The sequence below is a fragment of the Arthrobacter sp. TMN-50 genome, assembly GCF_054511125.1.
The window spans coordinates 39,120-63,349 of the sequence record NZ_JBTNDG010000005.1 but is presented as its reverse complement, the minus strand read 5'-3'; the positions used below and the strand labels follow the sequence as shown (position 1 = coordinate 63,349).

General features: G+C 64.1%; 23 protein-coding genes, 4 tRNA genes and 1 riboswitch. Of the genes, 11 read left to right on the top strand and 16 right to left on the bottom strand.

Translation table 11 applies throughout. The annotated features are described in order from the left end of the window. Positions 1-70: 70 nt before the first annotated feature. On the top strand, positions 71-1,036 hold the full coding sequence (locus ACX80A_RS08545) for an aldo/keto reductase (RefSeq protein WP_459259281.1): 966 nt from the start codon (positions 71-73) through the stop codon (positions 1,034-1,036). 53 nt (positions 1,037-1,089) lie between these two features. Next, positions 1,090-1,824 carry an EAL domain-containing protein gene (locus ACX80A_RS08540; RefSeq protein WP_459259280.1) on the top strand — a complete coding sequence of 245 codons (735 nt, stop codon included), beginning with the start codon at positions 1,090-1,092 and terminating at the stop codon, positions 1,822-1,824. 72 nt (positions 1,825-1,896) lie between these two features. Here the strand turns inward: ACX80A_RS08540 and ACX80A_RS08535 are convergent, their stop codons facing one another. The 5 genes from ACX80A_RS08535 to ACX80A_RS08515 all read right to left on the bottom strand — a co-directional run bounded on the left by ACX80A_RS08535 (position 1,897) and on the right by ACX80A_RS08515 (position 8,581). Continuing rightward, positions 1,897-4,017, bottom strand: coding sequence for a 3-hydroxyacyl-CoA dehydrogenase NAD-binding domain-containing protein (locus ACX80A_RS08535; RefSeq protein ID WP_459259279.1), 2,121 nt, complete (start codon positions 4,015-4,017; stop codon positions 1,897-1,899). Next, on the bottom strand, positions 4,014-5,273 hold the full coding sequence (locus ACX80A_RS08530; RefSeq protein WP_459259278.1) for a thiolase family protein: 1,260 nt from the start codon (positions 5,271-5,273) through the stop codon (positions 4,014-4,016). Before ACX80A_RS08530 ends, ACX80A_RS08535 begins: the two co-directional genes overlap by 4 nt. A 115-nt stretch (positions 5,274-5,388) precedes the next feature. Continuing rightward, complete coding sequence (locus ACX80A_RS08525; protein ID WP_459259277.1) at positions 5,389-6,696, bottom strand: HRDC domain-containing protein; 1,308 nt, start codon at positions 6,694-6,696, stop codon at positions 5,389-5,391. Positions 6,697-6,777: 81 nt separating this feature from the next. Beyond that, positions 6,778-7,386 (bottom strand): DUF3000 domain-containing protein, encoded by a 609-nt coding sequence (locus ACX80A_RS08520; RefSeq protein WP_459259384.1) that lies wholly within the window; start codon positions 7,384-7,386, stop codon positions 6,778-6,780. Between the two features lie 109 nt (positions 7,387-7,495). After that, entirely contained in the window at positions 7,496-8,581 is a 1,086-nt protein-coding gene (locus tag ACX80A_RS08515) for a threonine aldolase family protein (RefSeq protein WP_459259276.1), read from the bottom strand. Positions 8,582-8,748: 167 nt separating this feature from the next. Between ACX80A_RS08515 and ACX80A_RS08510 the strand changes: the two genes are divergently transcribed. Next, positions 8,749-10,359 carry an LTA synthase family protein gene (locus tag ACX80A_RS08510; protein ID WP_459259275.1) on the top strand — a complete coding sequence of 537 codons (1,611 nt, stop codon included), beginning with the start codon at positions 8,749-8,751 and terminating at the stop codon, positions 10,357-10,359. 12 nt (positions 10,360-10,371) lie between these two features. Here the strand turns inward: ACX80A_RS08510 and ACX80A_RS08505 are convergent, their stop codons facing one another. The 4 genes from ACX80A_RS08505 to ACX80A_RS08490 all read right to left on the bottom strand — a co-directional run bounded on the left by ACX80A_RS08505 (position 10,372) and on the right by ACX80A_RS08490 (position 13,585). Continuing rightward, positions 10,372-11,124, bottom strand: a complete 753-nt coding sequence (locus tag ACX80A_RS08505; protein WP_459259274.1) for an SDR family NAD(P)-dependent oxidoreductase — start codon at positions 11,122-11,124, stop codon at positions 10,372-10,374. Further along, entirely contained in the window at positions 11,121-12,527 is a 1,407-nt protein-coding gene (locus ACX80A_RS08500; RefSeq protein ID WP_459259273.1) for a DUF6421 family protein, read from the bottom strand. Before ACX80A_RS08500 ends, ACX80A_RS08505 begins: the two co-directional genes overlap by 4 nt. A 129-nt stretch (positions 12,528-12,656) precedes the next feature. Beyond that, entirely contained in the window at positions 12,657-13,079 is a 423-nt protein-coding gene (gene msrB, locus ACX80A_RS08495; protein WP_459259272.1) for a peptide-methionine (R)-S-oxide reductase MsrB, read from the bottom strand. Between the two features lie 14 nt (positions 13,080-13,093). Next, complete coding sequence (locus ACX80A_RS08490; protein ID WP_459259271.1) at positions 13,094-13,585, bottom strand: hypothetical protein; 492 nt, start codon at positions 13,583-13,585, stop codon at positions 13,094-13,096. A 114-nt stretch (positions 13,586-13,699) separates the two neighbouring features. On the opposite strand from ACX80A_RS08490, the gene ACX80A_RS08485 reads away from it, so the two are divergent. Then, positions 13,700-14,941, top strand: a complete 1,242-nt coding sequence (locus tag ACX80A_RS08485; RefSeq protein ID WP_459259270.1) for an alpha/beta hydrolase family protein — start codon at positions 13,700-13,702, stop codon at positions 14,939-14,941. A gap of 18 nt (positions 14,942-14,959) precedes the next feature. Here ACX80A_RS08485 and ACX80A_RS08480 read toward each other — a convergent pair whose 3' ends face one another. Both ACX80A_RS08480 and ACX80A_RS08475 read right to left on the bottom strand, forming a co-directional pair. Then, a complete protein-coding gene (locus ACX80A_RS08480; protein WP_459259383.1) occupies positions 14,960-15,406 on the bottom strand; it encodes a SufE family protein in 447 nt (148 codons plus the stop codon). Next, on the bottom strand, positions 15,400-16,299 hold the full coding sequence (locus ACX80A_RS08475) for a sulfurtransferase (RefSeq protein ID WP_459259269.1): 900 nt from the start codon (positions 16,297-16,299) through the stop codon (positions 15,400-15,402). Before ACX80A_RS08475 ends, ACX80A_RS08480 begins: the two co-directional genes overlap by 7 nt. A 152-nt stretch (positions 16,300-16,451) precedes the next feature. Between ACX80A_RS08475 and zapE the strand changes: the two genes are divergently transcribed. Continuing rightward, positions 16,452-17,483, top strand: coding sequence for a cell division protein ZapE (gene zapE / locus ACX80A_RS08470; RefSeq protein ID WP_459259268.1), 1,032 nt, complete (start codon positions 16,452-16,454; stop codon positions 17,481-17,483). Positions 17,484-17,597: 114 nt separating this feature from the next. Here the strand turns inward: zapE and ACX80A_RS08465 are convergent, their stop codons facing one another. Further along, positions 17,598-17,849 (bottom strand): antitoxin, encoded by a 252-nt coding sequence (locus ACX80A_RS08465; RefSeq protein ID WP_459259267.1) that lies wholly within the window; start codon positions 17,847-17,849, stop codon positions 17,598-17,600. Positions 17,850-18,008: 159 nt separating this feature from the next. Then, positions 18,009-18,070, top strand: a riboswitch (guanidine-III (ykkC-III) riboswitch). 15 nt (positions 18,071-18,085) lie between these two features. Here ACX80A_RS08465 and ACX80A_RS08460 point away from each other — a divergent pair. Beyond that, positions 18,086-18,400 carry a DMT family transporter gene (locus tag ACX80A_RS08460; protein ID WP_459259266.1) on the top strand — a complete coding sequence of 105 codons (315 nt, stop codon included), beginning with the start codon at positions 18,086-18,088 and terminating at the stop codon, positions 18,398-18,400. Between the two features lie 37 nt (positions 18,401-18,437). Here ACX80A_RS08460 and ACX80A_RS08455 read toward each other — a convergent pair. The 4 genes from ACX80A_RS08455 to ACX80A_RS08440 form a co-directional block, all read right to left on the bottom strand. Then, positions 18,438-18,514 (bottom strand) — tRNA-Gly (locus tag ACX80A_RS08455). Positions 18,515-18,565: 51 nt separating this feature from the next. After that, positions 18,566-18,637 (bottom strand) — tRNA-Val (locus ACX80A_RS08450). Between the two features lie 26 nt (positions 18,638-18,663). Next, positions 18,664-18,737: transfer RNA gene (locus tag ACX80A_RS08445), tRNA-Cys, on the bottom strand. A gap of 54 nt (positions 18,738-18,791) precedes the next feature. Then, positions 18,792-18,865 (bottom strand) — tRNA-Gly (locus ACX80A_RS08440). A gap of 173 nt (positions 18,866-19,038) precedes the next feature. Between ACX80A_RS08440 and ACX80A_RS08435 the strand changes: the two genes are divergently transcribed. The 5 genes from ACX80A_RS08435 to rpe all read left to right on the top strand — a co-directional run bounded on the left by ACX80A_RS08435 (position 19,039) and on the right by rpe (position 24,184). Continuing rightward, entirely contained in the window at positions 19,039-19,890 is an 852-nt protein-coding gene (locus ACX80A_RS08435; RefSeq protein ID WP_459259265.1) for a cytochrome, read from the top strand. Between the two features lie 168 nt (positions 19,891-20,058). Next, on the top strand, positions 20,059-20,679 hold the full coding sequence (gene def, locus ACX80A_RS08430; RefSeq protein WP_459259264.1) for a peptide deformylase: 621 nt from the start codon (positions 20,059-20,061) through the stop codon (positions 20,677-20,679). After that, on the top strand, positions 20,676-21,644 hold the full coding sequence (gene fmt / locus ACX80A_RS08425; protein WP_459259263.1) for a methionyl-tRNA formyltransferase: 969 nt from the start codon (positions 20,676-20,678) through the stop codon (positions 21,642-21,644). Before def ends, fmt begins: the two co-directional genes overlap by 4 nt. Positions 21,645-21,657: 13 nt before the next feature. Continuing rightward, on the top strand, positions 21,658-23,190 hold the full coding sequence (locus tag ACX80A_RS08420) for an RsmB/NOP family class I SAM-dependent RNA methyltransferase (protein ID WP_459259262.1): 1,533 nt from the start codon (positions 21,658-21,660) through the stop codon (positions 23,188-23,190). A 319-nt stretch (positions 23,191-23,509) separates the two neighbouring features. Next, entirely contained in the window at positions 23,510-24,184 is a 675-nt protein-coding gene (gene rpe, locus ACX80A_RS08415; RefSeq protein ID WP_459259261.1) for a ribulose-phosphate 3-epimerase, read from the top strand. Positions 24,185-24,230 lie beyond the last annotated feature (46 nt).

The window sequence follows — 24,230 nt, the reverse complement described above, 5'->3', positions numbered from 1 at the left end:
CCCGCAGCAATGCTCCGTTACCCCGGGCATCGAAAGGTGCCTCGGGTAACGGGTGTTGTAGCGTAGTGCCATGACTGAATATCGCAGACTCGGCAACTCCGGACTGAACGTTTCGGTAGTGGGGCTGGGGTGTAACAATCTGGGTCGCGCCGGAACGCCGACGGAGACTCAGCGTGGTACCAACGCCGTGATCAATGCGGCCGTCGACGCGGGGATCAACTTTTTTGATGTGGCGGATTCCTACGGCAAGACGCCCGGTCTGAGCGAGGAAATGCTCGGCAAGGCCCTCGTCAAAAACCGCGACGACGTGCTGATCGCCACCAAATTTGGGCTGGACCTCAAAGGTGCCAACGGCCCCGATTGGGGTGCCCGCGGCTCGCGCCGCTACATCATGAAGGCTGTCGAGGCCTCCTTGCGGCGTCTCGGCACCGACTGGATCGACCTGTACCAGTTTCACGCGCCCGACCCGCTGACGCCGATCGACGAGACGCTGTCGGCCCTCCATGCGCTGGTCCAGAGCGGCAAGGTCAGGTACATCGGGCATTCGAACCGTGCCGGCTGGCAGATCGCCGAAGCAGAGTTTGTTGCCCAGCTGGGCGGGTATACCCCGTTCATCTCCGCCCAGAACCACTGGAATCTGCTGGAGCGAAAGATCGAGGCCGAGGTGGTTCCTGCCGCCGAATCCTACGGGATTGGCGTGTTGCCCTTCTTTCCGCTGGCCAACGGGCTTCTGACCGGCAAATACGGCGCCTCTAAGGTACCCATCGGTAGCAGGCTGACCCATTCCCGCACCAACCTGCTGGATGGTGCTGACTGGAACCAGCTTGCCGACTTCGGTGCGTTCGCCCGGGCCCGTGACCTGACCGAACTTCAGGTGGCGTTCTCTTGGCTGGCGGCTCAACCGTCAGTGGCGTCGGTCATTGCAGGGGCCACCAAGCCGGAACAGATCCAGCAAAACGCTGCAGCCGTATGCTGGGTGCCCTCCGAAACGGAGCGCCAGGAACTCGACCGGATCTTCCCCAGGACAGCTGGCTAGCCATGGCATGCGAGGGCTGCACTACAGCTTCACAGCTCGACTTCGACTTCAGCATGGCCTTCCAGCCGATCTACGACGCGGCTGCCGACCGCGTCTGGGGTTACGAGGCGTTGGTGAGAGGTATCACAGGGGAAAGCGCTTTTGAGGTCCTGTCCCAGGTTTCACCCAAGCAAAAGTACCGTTTCGATCAGGATTGCCGGGTCAAGGCTATCGAACTGGCAGCGCGGCTGTTTCCTGCGGGCGAGCAGCTGAAGCTCTCGATCAACTTTATGCCGAACGCTGTCTACGAACCGGCTGCCTGCCTTCGTGCGACACTGCGGGCAGCCGGACGGTGCAGCTTTCCGCCGTCGTCAATCATGTTTGAATTCACCGAGAACGAGGAGGTCGCGGATACCGGACACCTCACGAATATCATCACCGAGTATCGGAAACATGGTTTCACCACAGCCATCGACGACTTTGGCGCTGGACATGCGGGGCTGGGGCTCCTCGTCGATTTCCAGCCCGACCTGATCAAAATCGATATGAAGCTTATCCGGGGAATCGACACCAGTCCGGCGCGGCAGGCCGTCGTTACCGGCATCGTGGGCATGGCCAGGGACCTCGACATCACGGTGCTGGCAGAAGGCATTGAGACTGAGGCGGAGTTTCTGACCCTCAAGGCGGCGGGTATCGGCCTGTTCCAGGGATATTGGTTTGCGGAACCCGCATTTGAGGGGCTTCCGCAGTTAAATCCTGGGACGGGCGTCGCCGGGGGCGGGGGCGGTGAGCAACCTGGAGATCGGTGAGTAACATATCGCTCACCGATCTCCAGGTTGACCCCGCCGGTCCAGGTCCCCCACCAGATGGCAGGTGCTGTCCTAACCCGCCGAGTGGAAGGTCTTCCAATTGACCCGCTCGGAGGCCCCCACCCGGTCCAGATACGGTGTGATACCGCCGAGATGGAACGGCCAGCCAGCGCCAAGGATGACGCACAGGTCAATATCCTCGGGGGCAGCGACCACGCCCTCGGCGAGCATCCGGCCAATCTCATCTGCAAGAGCATCCTGGGTCCGGCGCAGCACCTCGGCACCGTCCGACGGAGAGTTCCCCCGCGACATCAGGGTCAGGGTTGCATCGGGCACCGTCTCAGTGCCGTCGTCACCCTTCACCCACAGGCCCTTGATCCCCGCGTCAATCAGTTTCTGCTGGTTCGCTGAGACGTGGAAACGGTCGCCGAACGCAGCATGCAAGGACTCCTGCACATGCTGACCGACCGGTAGGCCGACCAGGGCTAGCAGCCGGAACGGAGTCATAGGCAACCCCATCGGGCGCAGGGCGTTGTCGGCCGTTTCCGCGTCGGTGCCTTCGTCGAAGACGGCTGTGATCTCGCCGAACATCCGCCCGAGAATCCGATTGACCACAAACGCCGTAGCGTCCTGCACCAGCACTGCTGATTTTTTCAGTTCCTTGGCCAACGCAAAGGCCGTCGCCAGGACAGCGTCGTCGGTGTGCGGCGCCTTGACGATCTCCAGCAGCGGCATGGCGGCTACTGGATTGAAGAAGTGGAAACCCACCACCCGCTCGGGGTGGGCCAGATCCGCTGCCATCTCCGTGACGGACAGCGAGGAGGTATTGGTGGCCAGGATGCACTCGGCCGACACCACGGCCTCCACCTCAGCGAAGACTGTCTTCTTGACACTCATCTCCTCGAAGACCGCCTCGATGACGAAATCTGCGTCAGCGAACGCCTCCTTGGAGACCGATCCGGTGACCAGCGCTTTGGTACGGTTTGCCGCATCTGAGGAGAGCCGCTTCTTTGACAGCAGCTTGTCCACCTCGGCATGGACGTAGGCTACGCCCTTATCGACACGCTGCTGGTCGATGTCGGTGAGAACCACCGGGAGCTTGAGCTGACGGGCGAACAGCAGGGCAAGTTGTCCGGCCATCAGGCCGGCACCGACGACGCCGACCTTCGTCACCTTGCGTGCCAGTTTGCGGTCCGGGGCGCCTGCTGGACGCCTGGCCCGTTTCTGCACCAGATCCAGGAAGGCGTAGACGGTCGAATGGAACTCGGGGGTCTGCATGAGGAAGGTCAGCGCTTCGCACTCGGCGGCGGCCGACTCTTCACGGGTGAGGGTCTTCCCGGCCTCAAACAAGTCGAGCACCCTGCCCGGCGCGGGCGCGGCATTGGAGGTCTTGGCGGCCACGAAGGCACGCCCCGCTGCGGCTGCCGCGTCCCAGTCGCCGTCGGTGTAGGTGGCGTGGCCGGCGCGTCGGGCCACAACGGCCGAGGAGTCTGTGAGTACCGCGGCCGCCCAGGCGAGCGACTGCTCGAGGAAGTCGGCGGGTTCAAACAAAACGTCGGCGATGCCCAGCTCAAACGCGGAGCGCCCGTCCAGCATCCGGTTGTTGCTCAGCGGATTTTCGATCATGACCTTCACGGCGGCCGCCGGTCCGATCAGCCGGGGCAGCCGGTAGACCCCGCCCCACCCCGGAACCAATCCGATGAAGGCTTCGGGCAGGCCAATGCCGTTGGCTCCGGTGGAGATGGTGCGGTAGTCGGCCGCGAGGGCAATTTCAAGGCCGCCGCCGAGTGCCACACCGTTGATGAACACGAAGCTGGGAACGCCCAGGCCCCCCAGCAGGTGATAGGCCTCGTGGCCCAGTTCGGCCATCAGCTGGCCATACTGGGCGGCTTTGAGTGACTTGACGGTTGACAGGTCGGCCCCAGCCACCAGGAAGTAGGGCTTCCCGGTGATGCCGACGGCGGCCAGCTCGCCCTTGGCAGCGCGTGCCTTCAGCCCCTCCAGCACCCGGCCCAGCTCAATCAGCGTGTTCGGGCCTAGCGTGGTGGGCTTGGTGTGGTCCAGCCCGTTATCCAGGGTGATCAGGGCCAGGGTCCCGGCGTCATGCGGCAGCGGAATGTCCTGGACGTAGGAGTGAGTGATCACCTCGTCCGGGACCAGTGCTGCGAGTTCCTCAAAACGGTCAAAGCTCATGCTGCGTCCTCCGCTGTGGTTGCCGAGTAGTCGGGGTGGTGGGGGTTTTCCCAGATGACGGTGGCGCCCATGCCCAAGCCGATGCACATGGTGGTCATGCCGTACCGCACCGTCGGGTCCTCCTCGAACTGCCGGGCAAGCTGCAGCATGAGCCGCACGCCCGAGGATGCGAGGGGATGCCCGACGGCAATGGCGCCGCCGTAGCGGTTGACGCGGGGGTCGTCGTCGGCGATGCCGAAGTGGTCCAAAAAGGACAGCACCTGAACCGCGAAGGCCTCGTTGATCTCAAACAAGCCAATGTCCTCGATGGACAGCCCGGCCTGCCGCAGTGCCTTCTCGGTGGCAGGAACCGGTCCGATCCCCATCACCTCTGGTTCGACGCCGGCGAAAGCGTAGGCGACCAGGCGCATCTTGGCCGGCAAACCCAATTCTGCTGCCGCATCGGTCGAGGCCAGCAGGGCGGCGGTGGCCCCGTCGTTCAGGCCGGCAGCGTTGCCAGCGGTTACCCTGCCGTGGGAACGGAACGGGGTGCGCAGCGCGGCGAGGTCCTCAGTTGAGGTGCCGGGGCGGGGCGGTTCGTCGACGGTGTTGAGGGTCCAGCCAGCACCGTCTTTCCGGGAGGCGACGGGAACCAGATCAGGCTGGATCTGCTCTCCCGCATAGGCGGCAGCCAGCTTTGTCTGGCTGGCGACTGCGTAGGCGTCAGTGCGGTCCTTGGTGATGGCAGGGAAGCGGTCATGCAGGTTCTCGGCCGTGTTGCCCATGTTCAAGGCAGCCGGATCAACCAGCCGCTCGGACATGAACCGGGGATTCGGGTCGGTGTCGGTCCCCATCGGGTGGTTTCCCATGTGTTCCACGCCGCCGGCGATCACCACGTCGTAGGCACCAAACGCAATGCCTGACGCCGTCGTCGTCACCGCAGTCATGGCTCCGGCGCACATCCGGTCGATCGCGAAGCCGGGGACTGACCGGGGGAGACCGGCGAGGAGGGCAGCGGTCCGCCCAATGGTAAGACCCTGGTCTCCGGTCTGGGTGGTGGCGGCGATGGCGACGTCGTCAATCCGCTCCGGGGGAAGGGTTGGGTTGCGGCGCAGCAGGTCGCGGATGCACTTCACCACGAGATCGTCGGCCCGGACGCCCGCGTAGATGCCTTTTTCGCCTGCCTTGCCGAACGGAGTCCTGACCCCGTCAACGAAGACGACGTCCCTGATGCGGCGGCCTGCGGCGGTCTTTGCTGGCACTGGAGTGGTGCTCACCTGTTGCTCCTCATTGAGTCTGTACTCGGTTTGAGATCATGATTGACCCTATGTTACTCGCGGGTAACTTAGGCTGCAAGGACGGCAGGAAGAGTCGATCACCGCTGAGATGGTTTTAGCGGGCGGAGTCGGCGGTCCGGACGACTTTTTCGGGCAGGGGATCCGGATCGAGGAAGGCCACGGTCAGCACTGCTGCCGTCTTCTCTACCTGCCAGGGACGGGCACCCAGTTCCGCGAGCGCCGTACTGACTGAGTCAAGAGTGATGTCAGACGGCGGCCGCCAAGCCACCCGACGCAGATAGTCGGGCGTCAACAAATTTTCGATGGGCAGATTCAAGGTCTCTGCTATGGCTGCCAGCCGGGGGCGCGCGGTGGCAAGTCGCGCCGCGGCCTCGAGGTCCTTGTCGGCCCAGATCCGCGGGGGTGGTGGTGAGTTGGTCGGAAGCTGGAGCTCAGGCAGCTCCGTCAGTGAGCGGGCGTCGCTGATGCAGCGCAACCAGCGCGGCGCCTCACGCGCCGCAGCCCGGCCATGGAAACCGCTGGTGCCCAGCAACTGGGGAACAGTGGCAGGCATTGCCTTGGCCGCCGCAAGGATAGCCGAATCAGGGATTAACCTGCCGGGCGCGATGTCTCTGTTCTTCGCGAGATCCTCCCGTTCCTGCCACAGTTGACGAACCGCCGCCAGCTGGCGGCGGTCGCGGATCTGGTGCAGCCCCGAATTCCTGCGCCACGGATCAACGCGTGGCTCAGCAGGCGGGGTCTGACGGATGTGCTCGAACTCCTGCTCAGCAAAGTCCAGTTTGCCGTCGCGGGTCAGGAGGTCGATGAGTTCGCGGCGTAGTTCGGTGAGCACTTCGACGTCGAGGGCGGCATAGCGCAGCCATGGTTCGGGAAGCGGCCGTCGAGACCAGTCAGCGGCCGAGTGCTCCTTGGCGAGGGTGTACCCCAGCAGGCTTTCGATCACGGCGGCCAGCCCCACCCGGGGCATCCCGGCAATGCGGGCAGCCAGTTCGGTGTCGAACAGCCGGTCAGGCCACATGCCCAGTTCCGAGAGGCAGGGGAGGTCCTGGGAGGCTGCGTGGAGGATCCATTCGACGCCCTCCAGCGCCTCGTCGATGATGCGTAGGTCGGTGAACGGTTCGGGGTCGATCAGCCAGGTGCCTGATCCCTCGCGACGGATCTGCACTAGGAACGCACGTTGCCCGTAGCGGAAACCCGAAGCCCGCTCAGCGTCAACTCCCGCCGGTCCGGTGCCCTGTGCCAGGGCCCGCGCCGCCCGTTCCAGGCCGGCCTGGGTATCGATGACCAGCGGCACTCCGTCCTTCGGTTCGCTGAGGAGCGGGAGTGGCTCTGCGGCGGCCTGATCGGGCGCGCCATCACCTTGAGCGGGGTCGTCAGGAAGCTGGGAGGTCTGCGAGGTCATGGTCAATCCAGTCTAGCCGCGCGATTCGGACGACCGTGCCAGCGTTTCGCCGAGATTTAGCCGAGTCATTAGTGGGCGGCGCTAGTTTCTACGCCGATGTGGCAGCGACACCACGCCGTCCGGGAGCGGGGGGAGGCCCGCGAAGGTGCAGACCATGTCCGCCCAGGCCTCAAGATGATTCCTCACCAGGGATGAGTCGGGAGTCCAGGATGCCCGCAGCTCAATGTCGATGCTGTCCGGTCGGTCGGTCAGGGTGCCGTAGCTCTCCGAAAGAATCCGGGTGGCAGTCCCGCCGGCAGAACCGTACTCCGCGCCGTGATTCTGGAGGGCTTCCACCAGCCAGGTCCACGCGACCGAGCCCAGGAGCGAGTCGTTGCCCATTTCGGGTTCGAGTTGCGCCCGAATGTAGGTGACTATCCGAAAGGTCCCATCCCACAACTCGGAACCGTTCGGGTCATGAAGGAGGATGAATCGTCCGGTGGCCAGCTCTTCGGGTTCCGTGCCGGCGAAGGCAGCCCGCGCGGGTCCGTGCACGGGCATCCGTTGCGGTCCGGCCTGGAATACCTCGGCGCCCAAGGCCACAGCAAAAGGGGCCAGCCGCGAGGGGGCGGGAATTTCGTCCAGCCGGATCTCGCTGCGGCAGGTCGCCTGTCGGAGTTCTGTCAGGGCCGACAAAAACTCACGGGGCATCGGGGTCAGGTCGCCAATTGCGCTCACTCACGAAGGCTATGGCACGCCGCCGCCCGCTCCGGGCAGGCTCGCCGATGGACGGCGGCGGATTATGAGGAAGCGGGTCGGCCTAGGTCTGGCCCCCGCTGGCTGCTGTCTCCCTGCGGATTGCGGCAGCGAAGGCGTCAACATCCTCGGGGGTGGTGTCGAAGGAGCACATCCAGCGCACCTCGCCGGTGGAGACATCCCAGTCGTAAAACGCAAACTCCTCCCGGACCCGGTTCGCTGCGTCGCGGGGGAGCACAGCAAAGACTGCATTAGCTGCGGTCTGCTGCGTGAGTTGCACCCCAGGGATCTCGCTGACCAGCGAGGTGAGGCGGGCGGCCATCGAGTTTGAGTGGACCGCCGACCGCAGCCACAACCCGTCTTCCAGGAGCGCGATCAGCTGGGCGGAGATGAAGCGCATCTTCGAGGCCAGCTGCATGTTCATTTTGCGGAGATAGGTCAGCCCGGTGGACGCCTCAGGATTCAGGACCACAATACATTCCCCAAACAGCAGGCCGTTCTTGGTGCCACCGAAGGAGAGGATGTCCACGCCGGCATCCCGGGTGAAGGCCCTTAACGGCAGATTCAGGGCGGCTGCAGCATTGGCAAGGCGTGCTCCATCCATGTGCAGGTGCATGCCGCGGGCGTGCACGTGATCGGCGATCGCCCTGATCTCTTCAACCGTGTACAGGGTTCCCAACTCGGTGGTCTGCGTGACGGACACTGCCAGCGGCTGTGCCCGGTGCTCGTCGCCCCAGCCCCAGGCTTCAAGGTCGATCAGTTCCGGGGTGAGTTTGCCGTCAGGGGTGGGAACGGAGAGGAGTTTGATCCCGGCGATACGTTCTGGCGCCCCATTTTCGTCCTTGTTGATGTGAGCGGTCTGGGCGCAGATGACCGCACCCCACCGGGGCAGCAGGGACTGCAGGCTCAGGACATTGGCGCCGGTTCCGTTGAAAACGGGAAACACCTCGATACCCGCACCGAAGTGTTCCTGCATAAGTTCCTGCAGACGGTGGGTGTACACGTCGGCGCCGTACGCGGTCTGGTGGCCGCCGTTCGCCGCAGCCAGAGCTGCGAGAACTTCGGGGTGAACACCCGAATAGTTATCCGATGCGAAGCCGCGAACCTGGGGGTTGTGAAGGGAGGCAGAGGGCGCAATGGTTTCAGTCACCCCTCAATTATCACCCAGCTAGTGTGGCCTCAAACGCTCCGGGAAAAAAGTGCCCACTGATGGCCATCCACTCTCCGCTGGATGAACGGTTCATTACGCCCCGATGAACACCTGTTGAACGAGACATGAAACGGTACTACGCTGCTGTGTGCCCGAGGACGGGCTGGATGTCGAGGGTGTTCGTTGAACATCCAGGCACCTGGAAGGCAGAGGGCGCCATGCTTGGCCGTATTCTTCGCGTGACCCGACGGATCGGTGTCATCGTGGGACGCATTGTGGTCCACCTCCTGCTCGGAGCGGGGATCGCACTGCTCATGGCCGCCGTCATCATCCGCTTCTACTGGGGCGAGATCTCCGTCAACCAGATGCTCCTGAACATTGTCGCCGTGGAAACCGATGGCGGGGGCGGAGCGATCGTCTGGATCAGTGTCCTGGGAATCGGCGTGCTGCCCCTGCTCGTTACGGTCGGGATTGCTTTGTGGCAATACTTCCGGCGGCGCAGGCGTCGTCGCGATGATGACAGCCTACGTGCTCGTCGCTCGCAGTGGACCCCGCGTACCGTCTCCACCGCTCTGGTGGCCGCGGTAGTCGTCGGCGGTACCTCTGCCTTTGCCTCGACTGTGGGTGTGGAGGACTACCTCGAGGCGGTCAACTCCCGGTACGACATCGCCGACTTCTACACGGAGCCTGTCGTCACCGACGACGCCGACAAGCGCAACCTGGTGCTGATTTATCTTGAGTCCGGCGAGGCCACCCTCGCAGACGACGAACTCTTCGAGAAAGATGCTTTCGCCCCCCTCAAAGCGGTTACCCGGGCATCAGACGGCTGGCAGAGCGTGGACAACCTCCAGCAGTATGCGGGCGGAGGATGGACGATGTCCGGGCTCATCTCGACGCAGTGCGGCATCCCCTTGAAGGGCATCGGCTCCGCCGCGGGCGGTGGTGCCTACAACGCACTCGGAGGCAACGTCGACACCTACCTTTTGGGGTCTACCTGCCTGGGCGATGTCCTGGACAAGCACGGCTACAAGAACGTCTTCCTGGGCGGCGCCAACGCTTCCTTCGCCGCGAAGGACGTCTTCCTGGGCAGCCACGGCTACTCCGAGGTGAAGGACCTTTCCGACTGGCGCGCGGCGGGTGAGCCGGCCCAGTCCTTCCGCAGCGACTGGGGACTGAGCGATGAACGCCTCCTGGCCAACGCGAAGGACGAAATCGACGAACTGCATGCAGAGGCGGAGAGGACCGGTCAGCCGTTCAACCTCTCCCTGCTGACGCTCGACACCCACGAGCCGGTGCACATCTACGACTACTGCACCGTGGATACACAGAGTGAGGTCACCTCCGTGTTTTCCTGTTCCATGACGCAGGTGGCCGGATTTGTGGACCATCTCAAGCAGAAGGGCTATCTCGACGACACCGCTGTCGTGATTATGGGTGACCATTTGAAGCAGTTGGGCAACGGGTACGCTTTCAGCAAGGAGTTGGGTGACAGCAATAACCGCAGCATTTTCAATCGTATCTGGGTCCCGGACAGGGACAGGAACAGCACCCTGCGCCCCCATGTGGACCAGCTGAACATGTACCCGACCATCCTCGAAGCCGCCGGACTGACTCTGCAGGGTCGAGAGGCCGGGTTGGGTGTGTCGGCTTTCGCATCGAGGGCCGCGGTTGGTTCAGCGCAGGCACTGCAACCGAGCCTTTATGCCGAACTGGTGAAATCGCTCTCCCCACGGTTCTACGCGAAGGCTTGGGCTGGCGAGGAGGCCGTCGCGCAATAGCGCTGGTGACCTCTAGCCCGCCAGGATGATGCGCTGGCCATTGATGGTGGTTGCCTCGTCCGCGTAGAGCCCGACCACCGCCGCCGCGAGATCATTGACGTGGGTGTAGCCGGGAAACTTGCGGTCCGGGTGGGCGGACCTCAGCGCGTCGTCAACCAGCGCCTTGACCACGAGGATGGTGGCGGCGGAGGTCAGGCCGGCAGAGGTATTGCCGAAGTCGTCGGCGGTTGGCTGGTCCCGCCAAAATCCGTCCGCCACCGCTCGGGTCCAGGTTTCCGCGGCCGACTTGACTGCCGCGTAGGAGGCCACCGCCGCCGTCGGGCTGTCCACGGCAGTGGAGGAAACGATCGCCAGCCGTCCCGTCCGCGATGCCACAAGCGGAGCGTAGAAGGCGCGGCTCGTGTTTCTGAGGGTGGTGAGCCCGCTGGTGTGGAGAGCCGTGTAGTCGGCGTCGGACTGTCCGGTGATTCCGCTGCCCCCGCGCCACCCTCCCACCAGGTGAATCAGGCCATCGACTGACGGGTAGTCGGCGGTGAGCGCGCCGGCCAGGTCGGTGACTGCCGGCGCGTCGGTGAGGTCGCAGACCCTGCGGTCAACCTCCCCAAGGTGGTCCAGGGCGCCCTCAAGTCGGGCCGCATTCGATCCGACGGCTACCACCGAAGCCCCGTGCTGCCTCAGCCGGGTGACGCAGGCGACGCCCGACGCCCCCGCCGCACCAGCCACCACCACCGTCAAACCGTCCAGGGCGGGGGTAACAGTACTCACGCGGCGGTCCCGGTGATCCCAGCGGTCGACTCAATGACCTGTTTCATTTTCCGGTCGAGGGCCTCAAAGAACATGGAGAGCGGGAATTCGTCGTCCAGGACGGCGTCGGTCAGTCCGCGGGGAGGGCCGGTCAGCTCGAGGGCGTCGGGCCCCTTGGCCCAGACCGACGCCGGGTGGGGCGTCACGGTTTCAGTGACCAAATCGTAGGCGGCAAGCCAGTGGGCGGTCTTCGGCCGGTCGATGGACCGCCAGTACAACTGCTCAATTTTTTCGCCGAGGGCAATGACGACGTCGGGAACGTCGGCCCAGTCAATGCTCAGACGGCTGTCGGTCCAGTGCAGCACGTGGTGCTGGTGCAGCCAGGCGAACAGGAGCTGACCGCCCAGGCCGTCGTAGTTCCGGACCCTACCGCCCGTGATGGAGAAGCGGAAAATCCGGTCGAAGATGACCGCATACTGCACCAGCCGGGCGTGGCGGCGGGTTTCGTCCGGGGCTGACTCATCCAGGGCGATCTTCACCGATTCGCGGAAGGCGGTGAGGTCACACCTGAGCTCTTCGAGGGAGTACAGGAAGTAGGGCATCCGCTGCTTGATCATGAAGGGGTCAAAGGGCAGGTCCCCGCGCATGTGGGTGCGGTCATGGATGAGGTCCCACATGACAAAGGTGCTCTCGGCCAGCTGTTGGTCTGCAACCAGCTCAGCGGCTTCGGGCGGGAGCTCCAGTTTGGTGATGTCAGCTGCGGCCGTGACCACGCGGCGGAAGCGCGCTGCTTCACGGTCGGCGAAGATGGCGCCCCAGGTGAACTGCGGAGTGGAGCTAACGGCCACCGTCTCCGGGAAGAGGACGGCCGAGTTGGTGTCATAGCCTGCGGTGAAGTCGAGGAACCGGATCGGGACGAACAGCTTGTTCGAGTAGTCTCCCGCTTCCAATTCGGCGATGAATTCTGGCCACAGCACCTCGATCAGAACTGCCTCGACCAGCCGGTTGGTGCTTCCATTCTGGGTATACATCGGGAACACCACCAGGTGCTTCAGGCCGTCGACCCGGTGCTGTTGCGGCTGGAACTGCAGCAGTGAGTCAAGGAAATCGGGCACTCCGAAATCCGAGGCCTGCCAGGCGCGGAAGTCATCAATCAGCGCGGTCAGGTAAGCGGCGTCGTGGGGAAAGATCGGCGACAGCGCCGTGATGGCCTCGATGATAGCGTCGACCAATTCGGCTGCGGCGGGAACCTCCGACCGCTCCGGGACGGACCCGTCCTTGACTTGGAGGGTCTGCAACGCCGATGCAGCAGTCTTGAGTCGATGCCAGGCGGCTGAATTTTCGGGGGCATCGGCGCGGGAGACGGCAGGGAGCGTGGCGCAACCGACCCGGGCGGGGCTGATGTCTGTGGTCGTCGAGGTCATAGGAAAGAGCCTAGCAACTGAATAGGGTTCCTTATGCGAAATACCGCTAAGCATAAGTAACTCTTATGACGCCATGGTTGCTGCTGCAGGGGAGGCCCAGCTTTACTGGACCTCCCCTGCGTCAGCGGGCTAGCCCTGTTCAACCAGTTTCATGGACACCGAATTGATGCAGAACCGCTGGTCGGTGGGGGTACCGTAACCCTCACCTTCGAACAGGTGGCCCAGGTGCGAATCACAGTTGGCGCATCGGACCTCGGTGCGCTTCATGCCCATGGACGTGTCGTGCAGGTAGCGGACAGTGTCCTGAGCCAGCGGGGCCCAGAAAGAGGGCCAGCCGCAGTGCGAATCGAATTTCTCGTTGCTGGTAAACAGGTCGTGGCCACACGCACGACACTGGTAGACACCCTTCATGTCGTTCTCGTAGTACTCGCCGGTGTAGGGACGTTCGGTACCGGCCTGGCGGAGGACGCGGTATTCCTCGGCGGTCAGCTCTGAACGCCATTCCTCGTCGGTCTTCTGGACAGGGACATCGCGGGGTTCTGTTGTGCTCATGATTTCTTCAACGCCTAAGAACCGCCGATAAATCCCGAACCGGAGTAGAGGTGCAGCACCGGCACTCCCAGTCGATCCTGTGCCTGGTTGGCCCAGTCGGTGTGCAGCGTGTCGGCGACGGCGTGTGGCCGGGTGATGACCACGGCCTGGCGGGCACCATGTTCAGCGACTGCCTCCACCAAGGCTTCGACGGCGTTGCCGGTTGCAATGAATCCGCGCGCCGAAAGCCCGTGGGACTCGGCCACCCGCATGGATGACTCGAGCGCTGCTTCGGCGCTGATCCGTGACTCCTGTGCTGATGGCTGCCCCTGGGACAGGTCCCGGAACGCGCCGGAGAATTCCAGCAGGCTCAGGTGGTGGAAGAACTCGGCCAGCACATTCTTGTGGCGGTCGTCAGGAATCAGCACCAGCAGCGTGGCCGGCTCGTCGCCGACCAGGGTCGACAGGTTCTTTGCATCACCGTCGTTGAGGCTTTCTTCGGTCAGTACCACTATCGTCTCGGCCATGAGCCAAGACTAGTGCTCAAGCAGCCGACGCCCTAGCATCCGGCACGACGGGGGCGACACGACACCCCGAGGCTGTGTGTCGACGATCCTTAGAACGTCAGGCAAGAATGGGGTATGCCTAAACTTAGCGCCTCGGTGCCGGCGCCGACCGAAACCGCACCATGGGTCAAATGGACCATGCTAGGGATAGGGATAGGTGGCGCCGTCGGGTCGACGGTAGCGGCCGCCACCTCGGGCCTTGCTGCCCACTTCGCACGGCAGGTAGTGACGCCGGCACGCGTCAGGGATGAAAACCTCGACATTCTTGCGGTGATCGGAACAGGTACCGGACAACAGGTCATCCTTCCGGCAAACGACGATACTACGGTCGAGGGAACGTACAGCCTTTACTTCGATGGCGGCCGCGGGCACGCCCGAATCGGAGCAATTCTGTCCTACGTACCACGTGAGGGCACCGTGCAACGTGAGGTGGAGGCCGTCTATGCGGGTCACCTGCCAAGCGCCACCAGAGGATGGTGGAGCGGCGCCGTCTACCCCTCACCGTCGTCGCTTGGCTTCGCCGAGGAAGAGGTGGGAATCCGTGTCGATGGGGGAGTGGCCCCCGCATGGTTGATCCGGGCCGAGGAATCCTCGAAGGATTGGGCGGTGATGGTCCATGGCCGGGGGGTACAGCGGACCGAGGGGCTGCGGGCCGTGCGGTTGGCCCGCTCACTCGGGATGACCTCCCTGCTGGCCTCGTACCGGAACGACGGCGAAGCCCCGCATGCCGCCGACGGCAGGTACGGGCTGGGGATGACAGAATGGCGGGACGTCGAGGCGGCAATTGACTATGCAGTGGCCCACGGCGCCGAGGGTGTGGTGCTTTTCGGCTGGTCAATGGGCGGTGCGATCTGCCTTCAGACCGCAGACCTCTCCGGGCACCGTCAGCGGATCAAAGCGCTCGTCCTCGACGGACCGGTGGTCAACTGGATTGAAGTTCTTGCGTATCACGCACAACTCAACCGGATCCCCGCGCCGATCGGGCGGCTGGGCCAGTGGCTGCTGACCAACCGTGCCGGCCGTAAGGTTACCGGGCTCGCAGCGCCGCTCGACCTGAAGAGCCTTGATTGGGTGGCCCGGGCAGAGCAGCTCACCATTCCAACACTGATTATCCACAGCGAAGACGACGAGTTTGTCCCGGTGGGTCCCTCAGCTGAACTGGCCGAACGAAATCCGGCCTTCGTGACTTTTGAACGGTTTCACCGGGCCCGGCATACCAAGGAATGGAATGTCGACCCGGTGAAGTGGGAGCAGACGGTGGCCGCCTGGCTCGCCCCGGTGCTGCACGGTCGTACCCGGCCGGGCGTCCGGGCCTGACCGAGTGCGTCGTCTGAGCTAGCCCGGACGACCGGCCCGGACCTTTCGTTTGATCCGGCCGAGCATGGCGGTCATCCCCCGCATGCGGAGCGGTGTGATGGCTCGGGTGAGCCCCAGCCGATCCGGGACGTCGTCGGGGACGGCGAGAATATCGGCGGAGGACAGACCGTCCAGGCCCTCGAGCAGCACGCCCGCAAAGCCGCGGGTGGTGGGCGCTTCCGGCGGCGCGGAAAAGTACAGGTGCACAATCCGCTCGGCGTCCTCGCCGATCTCGACGTTGAGAAACAGCGGCGTCTGACATTCGACCACCTGTTCCAGCAGCTCCGGGTGGTCCCGAAGGTGCTGGGGCAACTCGGGGAGACCCTGGGAGAACTCAAGCAATAACTGCAGTCGGTCGGGTTCGTCGAGGGCCTGAAAGTCCTCGACGATCTCCTCCAACTTGGCGGGAAGCGGCGTCGTCACGATATCGGAACCTCGCCACGCTCTTCACCCTTGACGATCGGGACCCGCACAGCGTTACCCCACTCGGTCCAGGACCCGTCGTAATTGCGCACCCGGGTGAACCCCAGCAGATGGAACAGGACAAACCAGGTGTGGCTCGACCGTTCCCCGATGCGGCAGTAGGCGACGACGTCGTCGTCCTCCTTCAAGCCGACCTCGTCACGATAGATGGCGTCGAGCTCCTTCCTGCTCCGGAAAGTGCCATCCTCGGCGGCGGCCCGGGCCCACGGCACCGACGCGGCGGATGGAATATGGCCACCCCGGAGGGCGCCCTCCTCGGGGTAGGCGGGCATGTGGGTGCGCGCACCGGTGTACTCATCCACCGAACGGACATCGATCAGGGGCTTCCCGAAGTGGTCCAGAACGTCGCTCAGGTAGGCGCGGATGGGCGCGTCGTCGCGTTCCACCACCGGATAGTCGGCGTTCTGGGCGGCAGGCACCTCGGTGATGGTTGGCCGTCCCTCGGCCAACCACTTGTCGCGGCCACCATCCAGCAGCCGGACGTCCTCATGGCCGAATAGGGTGAACACCCAGAGCGCATAGGCCGCCCACCAGTTGCTCTTGTCGCCGTAGATGACGACGGTCGAGTCGCGGGAAATGCCCTTCGCTGACATCAGCTGGGCAAACGCGGTGCCGTCGACATAATCGCGGGTAACCTCATCATTGAGATCGGTGTGCCAGTCCACCTTCACTGCTCCGGGGATGTGGCCAGTGTTGTAGAGCAGCACATCCTCATCAGACTCGACCACGACCAGCGACGGGGTATCGAGATTCTCCGCCAGCCAATCGGTGGAGACGAGCCGTTCCGGGTGGGCATAGTGAGCGAACTTCTCATTGGGGTCTGCTGCGACTGACATCCGTGGCCTTCCTCGTGACGTTTATGTGGTTCCTACTAGCCTAACCACGGGCACCCCCAATTATTTCCGGGCGTTCACCGCACGCCATAATTGTGCGCTATCTGGTGTCCGGAGGGCGTCCGGTCGGCGCAGGTGCCGTATTCTTGCCTACCGTGGCAACTATCGAGCAGCTCACCCAGCGGACCCCCAAGGTGTCGGTCGACGAACTTCTGACAGGGTTCTATCCGTCCCCGCGCTTCGGCGACGTCTCCTTTGACAGTTATCGCCCGGACCCCGGTCAGCCCTCGCAGGCCGCAGCAGTCAAAGCCTTGTCCGAGTTCGCGGACATGGTCAATCAGCCGGAACCGACGGGACTGCGTAAACTGTTCGGAGCAAAGAAGGCTCCGGCTCGTGCTGGGATCTATTTGGACGGCGGTTTCGGCGTCGGCAAGACCCACCTGTTGGCATCACTTTGGCATGCCACCTCCGGCGAGAAAGCCTTCGGGACGTTCGTCGAGTACACGAATCTGGTGGGAGCCCTGTCCTTCCGCCGTGCGGTCGATGCGCTCTCCGGGTATGCGCTGGTGTGTATTGACGAGTTTGAGCTCGACGATCCCGGTGACACAGTCCTGATGTCCCGTCTGATGCGCGAACTCGCTGACGCCGGGGTCAAGCTGGCTGCGACGTCGAACACCCTCCCGGGTTCGCTGGGCGACGGACGGTTCGCCGCCGTTGACTTCCAACGGGAAATTCAGGTGCTCGCCGATCAGTTTGACGTGCTCCGGATCGATGGGGAGGACTATCGCCACCGCGGGCTCCCTGAGGCGCCAGTTCCTTTCACCGAAATGGGACTTCATGATCGGGTGCGGGACCTCAAGGGTGTCGACGGGCTGCTCGCCGAGGACACATTCGGTGACCTGGTCAAGCATCTCGCCGGCGTGCACCCGAGCCGGTACCGTCAACTCATCGATGGGGTGGATTTCATCGCCTGGCACAACGTGGCGACCATCTCGGAGCAGGCCGTTGCGCTTCGGTTTGTGGTCCTCGCTGACAGGATTTACGACAAGGACATCCCGGTGCTCGCCAGCGGCGTCGCCTTCGACCAACTTTTCACCGAGGAAATGATGACCGGTGGGTACATGAAGAAGTATCACCGCGCGGTGTCACGACTGACAGCTCTGGCGCGTCAGGGCAGCGAGCTGTAGCGCGGCGGCGGCTCGGCCGCCAGCCAGCACAGCCCGTAGCACTCCTCCTGGCACGCAAAAAGTGCCGGCGCCGCCTCGCGACGGGACCGGCACTTTTCTGTCGAGCAGTAGGTCTTATACGGCCGGGGGAGTCCCGGGACCAGCTGGCCGGCTGGTGTCCCCGCGGTCGGTCTTATCGACCATTTCGGAGGCTTTGGACTGAACCTTGTCGATCTTGTCGGCGTACTTGCCTCCGGTCTTGCTGTCAACGAAGTTGCCAGCGTGACCGATGCCGTCCTTGATCTTTCCAGAGTTTTCGCCCACCAGTGCGGTTGCCTTTTCCTTCAGCATCCCGGCCTTGCCTTTGAGCCCGTCAAATACCGACACAGGCACCTCCTTTCGATCCGGGAACCTGATGTTCCCTCTGCCATCTATCGTAGAACGTCCGAATGGCAGTTCCAAGGACAAACCCTGTGCTTTGGCTGGTATCCGCCGTAGGCGTATTTTCGCCGGAAATTGCCCTAGGGCCGGGGGTGTGGCAGCGTAGTAGGGTCAGTTGGCACCCGGACGAGGTGCGCCGTACCCGGTCAGCGACAAGACGGCGTTTCAGGAGTGAGACTGTTATGGCTTGGATTGTTTTAGTCGTATCCGGCGTGCTCGAAGCCGTGTGGGCTACGGCCCTGGGAAAGTCCGAGGGGTTCACCCGGCTGGCACCCACCATCATTTTCGGTATCGCGGTGACGCTCAGCATGGTCGGACTGGCGTGGGCCATGCGGACGCTGCCTGTAGGGACGGCCTATGCGGTCTGGGTAGGGATCGGCGCGTCATTGACCGTTGCGTACGCCATGATCTTTGACGGCGAATCCGCGTCAATCATCAAGGTGCTGTTGGTCCTGGGGATCGTGGCTTGCGTGGTCGGCCTGAAGCTACTGCACTGACCCCCGGTTGTAAGGGCGTCATGGGTGCTGTGAAAAGTGGAGCGGACGACGGGATTCGAACCCGCGACATCCACCTTGGCAAGGTGGTGCTCTAGCCAGCTGAGCTACGTCCGCGAAAAAGCGGTACCCAGTGGATTCCGAAGAACCACGGAGAACCGCTTTGAGTGGGCGATACTGGGATCGAACCAGTGACCTCTTCCGTGTCAGGGAAGCGCGCTACCGCTGCGCCAATCGCCCATCGAAATGGGTGCAAGCTTTCGTACTGGAGGTGGGGACGGGATTCGAACCCGCGTATACGGCTTTGCAGGCCGCTGCCTCGCCTCTCGGCCACCCCACCGTGCCTAGTAAACCAGGACCGCCGAAAATGCTCCGGCAGTTACAGTGACTTGCGAGCGGACGACGGGATTCGAACCCGCGACATCCACCTTGGCAAGGTGGTGCTCTAGCCAGCTGAGCTACGTCCGCATTGTTGACTGATGATCCATAACCCGCAATAAACTGCTTGATTTACGGGGTTATTCGTCGTTTTCCAACGAGTAAAAACTCTATAGGAGGAAATGGGGTTCGTCCAATCCGCATCAGTGCCCGTGGGAAAGAGCCGAATGTAGATTGTCGGTATCCGGTGTCAGACTGGAAGCATGACTCAACCGCTGCTGGCTCATTCGACTGAGCACGGACGCATGTACTCCCGGTCGACCACTGATCGCCCAATTGTTCCGTCGATTACCACCGTCATTTCGCAGGCCACCACCTCGCTCGATGGGTGGATCGGCTATATGGCCGCGAACGCCGTCGCCAACGATCCCCGGGTGCCCGCGGCACTAGGCAATCCGTCGCAGCTTCGGACGGTGATCAAGGATGCTTCGGTCGCCGCGGAACGGTACCGAGATGAGGCTGCCGGCCGCGGCACCAGGGTGCACTACTACTGCGAGCAGGTTGCGCTGCGGGATCTTGAGCAGCCGCACGACGTCGACGCCGCCCGACTGGCCCTGGCCGAGAACGGTGAGGAGGCCTTCGCCGCCCGTTTCGACGAATGGTGGACGCTGTACCAGGTGCGACCCATCGCCGCAGAGCTGACCGTGTGGAACCACGAGGTCGGCTACGCCGGAACCCTCGATCTCCTTGCCGAAATCGGCGGGCGGATGTGCCTGATCGACTTCAAAACCAAAAACACCGACCGTGACGGTCAGGTCAAGCCACTGGATGACAAGGTGGTGATGCAACTGGTCGCCGGAATGAAGGCCCAGGAGGCCCTGGTCGACGGCGAAGCGGGTTCCTGGGAGCCGTGGAAATACGACCACGAACTGATCCTGTTGGGAGTGGCGATCGGTAAGACCGAGGTACGGGCGATGCGCGCCAACCCCGATGTTCTGAAAGAACACTGGTTCCGGTTCTGCGCGCTGAGACGGTCGTGGGAGGCCGGACTCGACGCCGCAGCCGCCGGCCGGGCGCTGCTCCCCATCGGTCCGCCGCCGGTCCCGGCCGCTTAGCTGACAGCCGGCATGCAAACCGTCAACCGATGGGAGTGCCGGTTCCCGCCTAGAATGGCAACGAACCCGGTGAAGGATCAACACGCGGTGAACCGGCAACGTCCGGTGAACGATCAACAGTGCACCATCAATTACTGAAGTGTCTACAACGTTAGGATTCCCCAGCGCATGGCCGTCTTGAGCATTCGGATCATCGGCGACCCGGTACTGAGAACCCCTGCTGCAGAGGTCACCGGGTTCGGCCCCGATCTCGCCCGACTGGTCGCTGACATGGCGGACACCATGGACGATGTACGCGGCGCCGGCCTTGCGGCCCCTCAGGTGGGCATCAGCCTGCGGGTATTCACCTTCAGGATCGACGACGCCTCGGGGTACGTCGTGAATCCACTCCTCGAAGTGGGCGCCGAGGTGGGGCCCAAAGACACGGAAGGGTGCCTGTCCATTCCCGGGCTTGGCTACCCGGTGGAGCGTGCCAGCTGGGCCAGGGTGAGAGGCGTGGACGTATATGGGGATCCGGTCGAGTATGAGGGCACCGGCATGCTAGCCCGCTGTTTCCAACACGAGACCGACCATCTCAACGGATCGCTCTACATCGAACGATTGGCGGGGGAGCACCGGAAAGCTGCCATGCGGGCCATTCGGAGCTCAAACTACTCGGCCGTCGCAGACCGGACGGCACGGGAGCGGTCGCAGTCCATCGGATCTAGTTTCGGGTTCGGCAATCCCTCGGTTCAACCCACCGGACGGCAGGCCGTGCAGGCACCCGGCCGCGGGAGCAGGCAACCATGAGGGTGGCCTTTGCTGGCACTCCGACCGTTGCGGTGCCGTCCCTTGATGCGCTGGTGGAAGCAGGATTCGACGTCGTCGCCGTGTTGACCCGCGAAGACGCACCACTCGGGCGGAAACGGGTACTGACTCCCAGCCCGGTGGCCGCCCGGGCCGCGGAACTGGGCATCCCGGTGATTCGGGCCAACCGGATTGAGGGTCCGGTTATTGAGCAGATCGCTGCGCTCGGCGTCGATGTGGCGGCGATTGTTGCGTATGGCGGACTGGTTCCGTCAGCCGCACTTGACCTCCCGGTGCACGGGTGGATCAACCTTCACTTCTCGCTGCTGCCGGCCTGGCGCGGCGCGGCACCGGTGCAGCATGCAGTGATTGCCGGGGATGAACTCACTGGAGCGTCCACCTTCCGCCTTGAGGTGGGCCTTGATACCGGGCCGGTGTACGGGACCATGACCGAAGCCGTGCGGCCCAGCGATACCAGCGGGGAGCTGTTGGACCGGTTGTCTCACAGCGGCGCCGTCCTTTTGGTGCAGACGTTATCCGCTGTGGCGGCGGGCCGTGCCGAGGCGGTCCCCCAGCAGGGTGCCGTCGGTCTCGCTCCGAAACTCACCATTGACGACGCGCGGGTGGACTGGTCCCAACCGGCACTCGCCGTCCGGCGACGGATCAACGGTGTAACGCCCGAACCGGGCGCCTGGACCCAGCTCGGAGACCAGCGGGTGAAGGTCGGTCCGGTGTCATTGACTGGTCCGTCACTGACTGGTCCGTCACTGTCCGGGTCGTCACTGACCTCGGACGTGGGCGCAGACCTGGCACCGGGCGAAGTCATACTGGACGGGACCTCAGTGCTGGTGGGCACCGGCTCGACCGCCGTCGTCCTTGGCGAGGTCCAGCCTGCCGGCAAAAAGAAGATGCGAGCACAGGATTGGGCGCGCGGCGCCCTGCAACAAGGAGAGCTGGTTTTTTCGTGACGAGGAATTTTTCGTGACCAAGCAACAGGGACAAGGCAACGCTGGCGGTTCGGAACGCCGTCGTAACGCTGCCGGCCGTGAGCGCAACCGGCCGGAGCCGCGCGGGTTTTCGACCGCTGCGCCCTCAGAGCGGACCCGACGCGCGGACCCGGCGCGCCTGGTGGCGTTTGAAGTGCTGCGAGCGGTCGCTGCCGATGATGCCTACGCCAATCTTGTGCTGCCCGTCAGTATCAGAAAGCACCGGCTCGACAAGCGTGATGCCGGGTTCGCCACCGAACTGGCGTACGGAGCGCTCCGGGGGCAGGGTACATACGACGCCGTTTTGGCGACGTGCGTTGATCGGCCCCTGGAAAAGCTTGACCCGGCGATTCTTGACGCACTGCGGATCGGCACCCATCAGTTGCTCGCCATGCGGGTACCAGCCCACGCCGCCCTGGACCAGACAGTGGGCCTGGCCCGCGCGGTCATTGGCGCCGGACCGTCGGCCCTCATCAACGCCGTTCTGCGGCGGGTCTCCGCGAAGACCCTTCAGGAATGGGTTGCTGAACTCACCGCCGGCCTCACCGACGCCACCAAAATCAGCTCGCTCACGCATAGCCACCCCGAATGGATTGTCCGCGCCCTGCGCCAGGCCCTCGTTGACCACGGCCGCGACGTGTCCGAGATCGAAACCCTGCTGGCCGCCAATAACGCTGCACCGGTGGTCAACTTGTTGGCCCTCCCCGGGCTGGGGTCCCTGGACGAGGCCTTCGAAGCAGGAGCCGAGCCCGGTGAACTCGCCGAAGGGTCGGCCCTGTTCTCCGCGGGTGACGTGGGCCGCCTGGAAAGCATTCGGATCGGCACCACGAGGGTCCAGGATGCAGGGTCCCAACTGGTCGCCCGAGCCCTGGCCGCCGTCGAACTGAACAGCGAAACCACGGGCGGTGGGACCGAGGACGGGCTCCAGTCTGAGCAATGGCTGGACCTCTGCGCGGGCCCCGGAGGGAAATCGGCCCTGCTCGGAGCGCTCGCTCAGCAGCGCGGCCACACCCTGGTGGCCAACGAACCAGCCGAGCACCGCGCCCAACTCGTGCGGCAGGCACTCCGGCCGCTCGATCCAGCGGTTTGGACCGTGCGCGTCGGCGACGGTCGGACCGTGGCCGACGAATTCCCCGACACTTTCGACCGCGTCCTCGTCGACGCCCCCTGCACCGGGCTCGGCGCACTCCGCCGTCGCCCGGAAGCCCGGTGGCGCCGGAAGCCCTCCGATATTGCGGGACTCGGGACCCTGCAGCGTGAACTGCTCGCCGCAGCCCTGAAGGCCGTCCGCCCCGGTGGAGTAGTGGCCTATGTCACCTGCTCGCCCCATCCGGCCGAGACTTCAGCAGTGGTCGAGGACTGTCTGCGCCGCCGCGACGACGTTGAGCTCATCGACGCCGGAGCAGCGCTCGACGGCGTCAGCCTCACCGGTGCGCTAGCGGCCGGCCACGAGTCGACGGCCCAGCTGTGGCCCCACGTCCATGGCACCGACGCAATGTACCTGGCATTGATCCGCCGCACCGCGTAACCACTGACCGTCCCCGGAGTGCCGCCGAGACCCCCGCGGTGATCCCCTGGGATCTAGAAGGCGGCACGATCTGCGCAGCTGTGGCGGGTGTCGTCCGGTGACTGCGCAGTAGTGGTGGGTGTCGCCACTCTCACCCCGCCACTACCGCGCAAATAATCACGAAGGCGCCGCGATGGGATGGAGCGACCCGCCACTACTGCACAGAATCGCCCGACGGACGCGGGCCCGTTGTGCGGGGGGACGTAGGGTGATGGGGGAGAGCCCCGCCCGAGGAACCCCGATCAGGGACCACCGACCACCTCAGCTTCAAAGGAGCGCCATGACTGCCTGCTGCATCAACCCAAGCATCCTGTCCGCCGACTTCGCGAACCTCCAGACCGAACTGGCACGCATCGCCTCGGCTGACGCGGTGCACGTTGACGTGATGGACAACAGCTTTGTCCCCAATCTCACCCTGGGGCTGCCGGTGGTCAAGCGGATTCAGGAGATCAGTCCACTCCCGCTGGACATTCACCTGATGATCGACGACGCAGACCGCTGGGCCCCCGGTTACGCCGAATTGGGTGTCGCCTCGGTAACCTTCCATGCCGAGGCGGCCGCCGCGCCGATCCGGCTCGCCCGCGAACTCCGCAGCATCGGCTCAAAAGCGGGGCTTGCGTTGCGCCCAGCAACGCCCGTCGAACCGTACCTGGATCTGCTGGCCGAGCTGGACCTCCTGCTCATCATGACCGTCGAACCAGGATTCGGAGGACAGCCGTTCCTCGATGTCATGCTGCCCAAGATCCGCAGGGCAGCCGACGCGGTCCGGGGGAGCGGCCTCGCAGTTGCCATTCAGGTCGACGGCGGCATCACCGAGGACACCATCCTGCGTGCCGCCGAGGCCGGCGCGACCGTCTTCGTTGCGGGCTCCGCTGTCTACGGCGCAGCTGAGCCTGACACCGCGGTCGGGAATCTCCGCGCTGCGGCGCAGCGCACCGCTGACAAGCGCCAGTAGTTCCCTCCCGACGAAAAGCGGGCTGGGCGGAAACGGGACCGGGTGA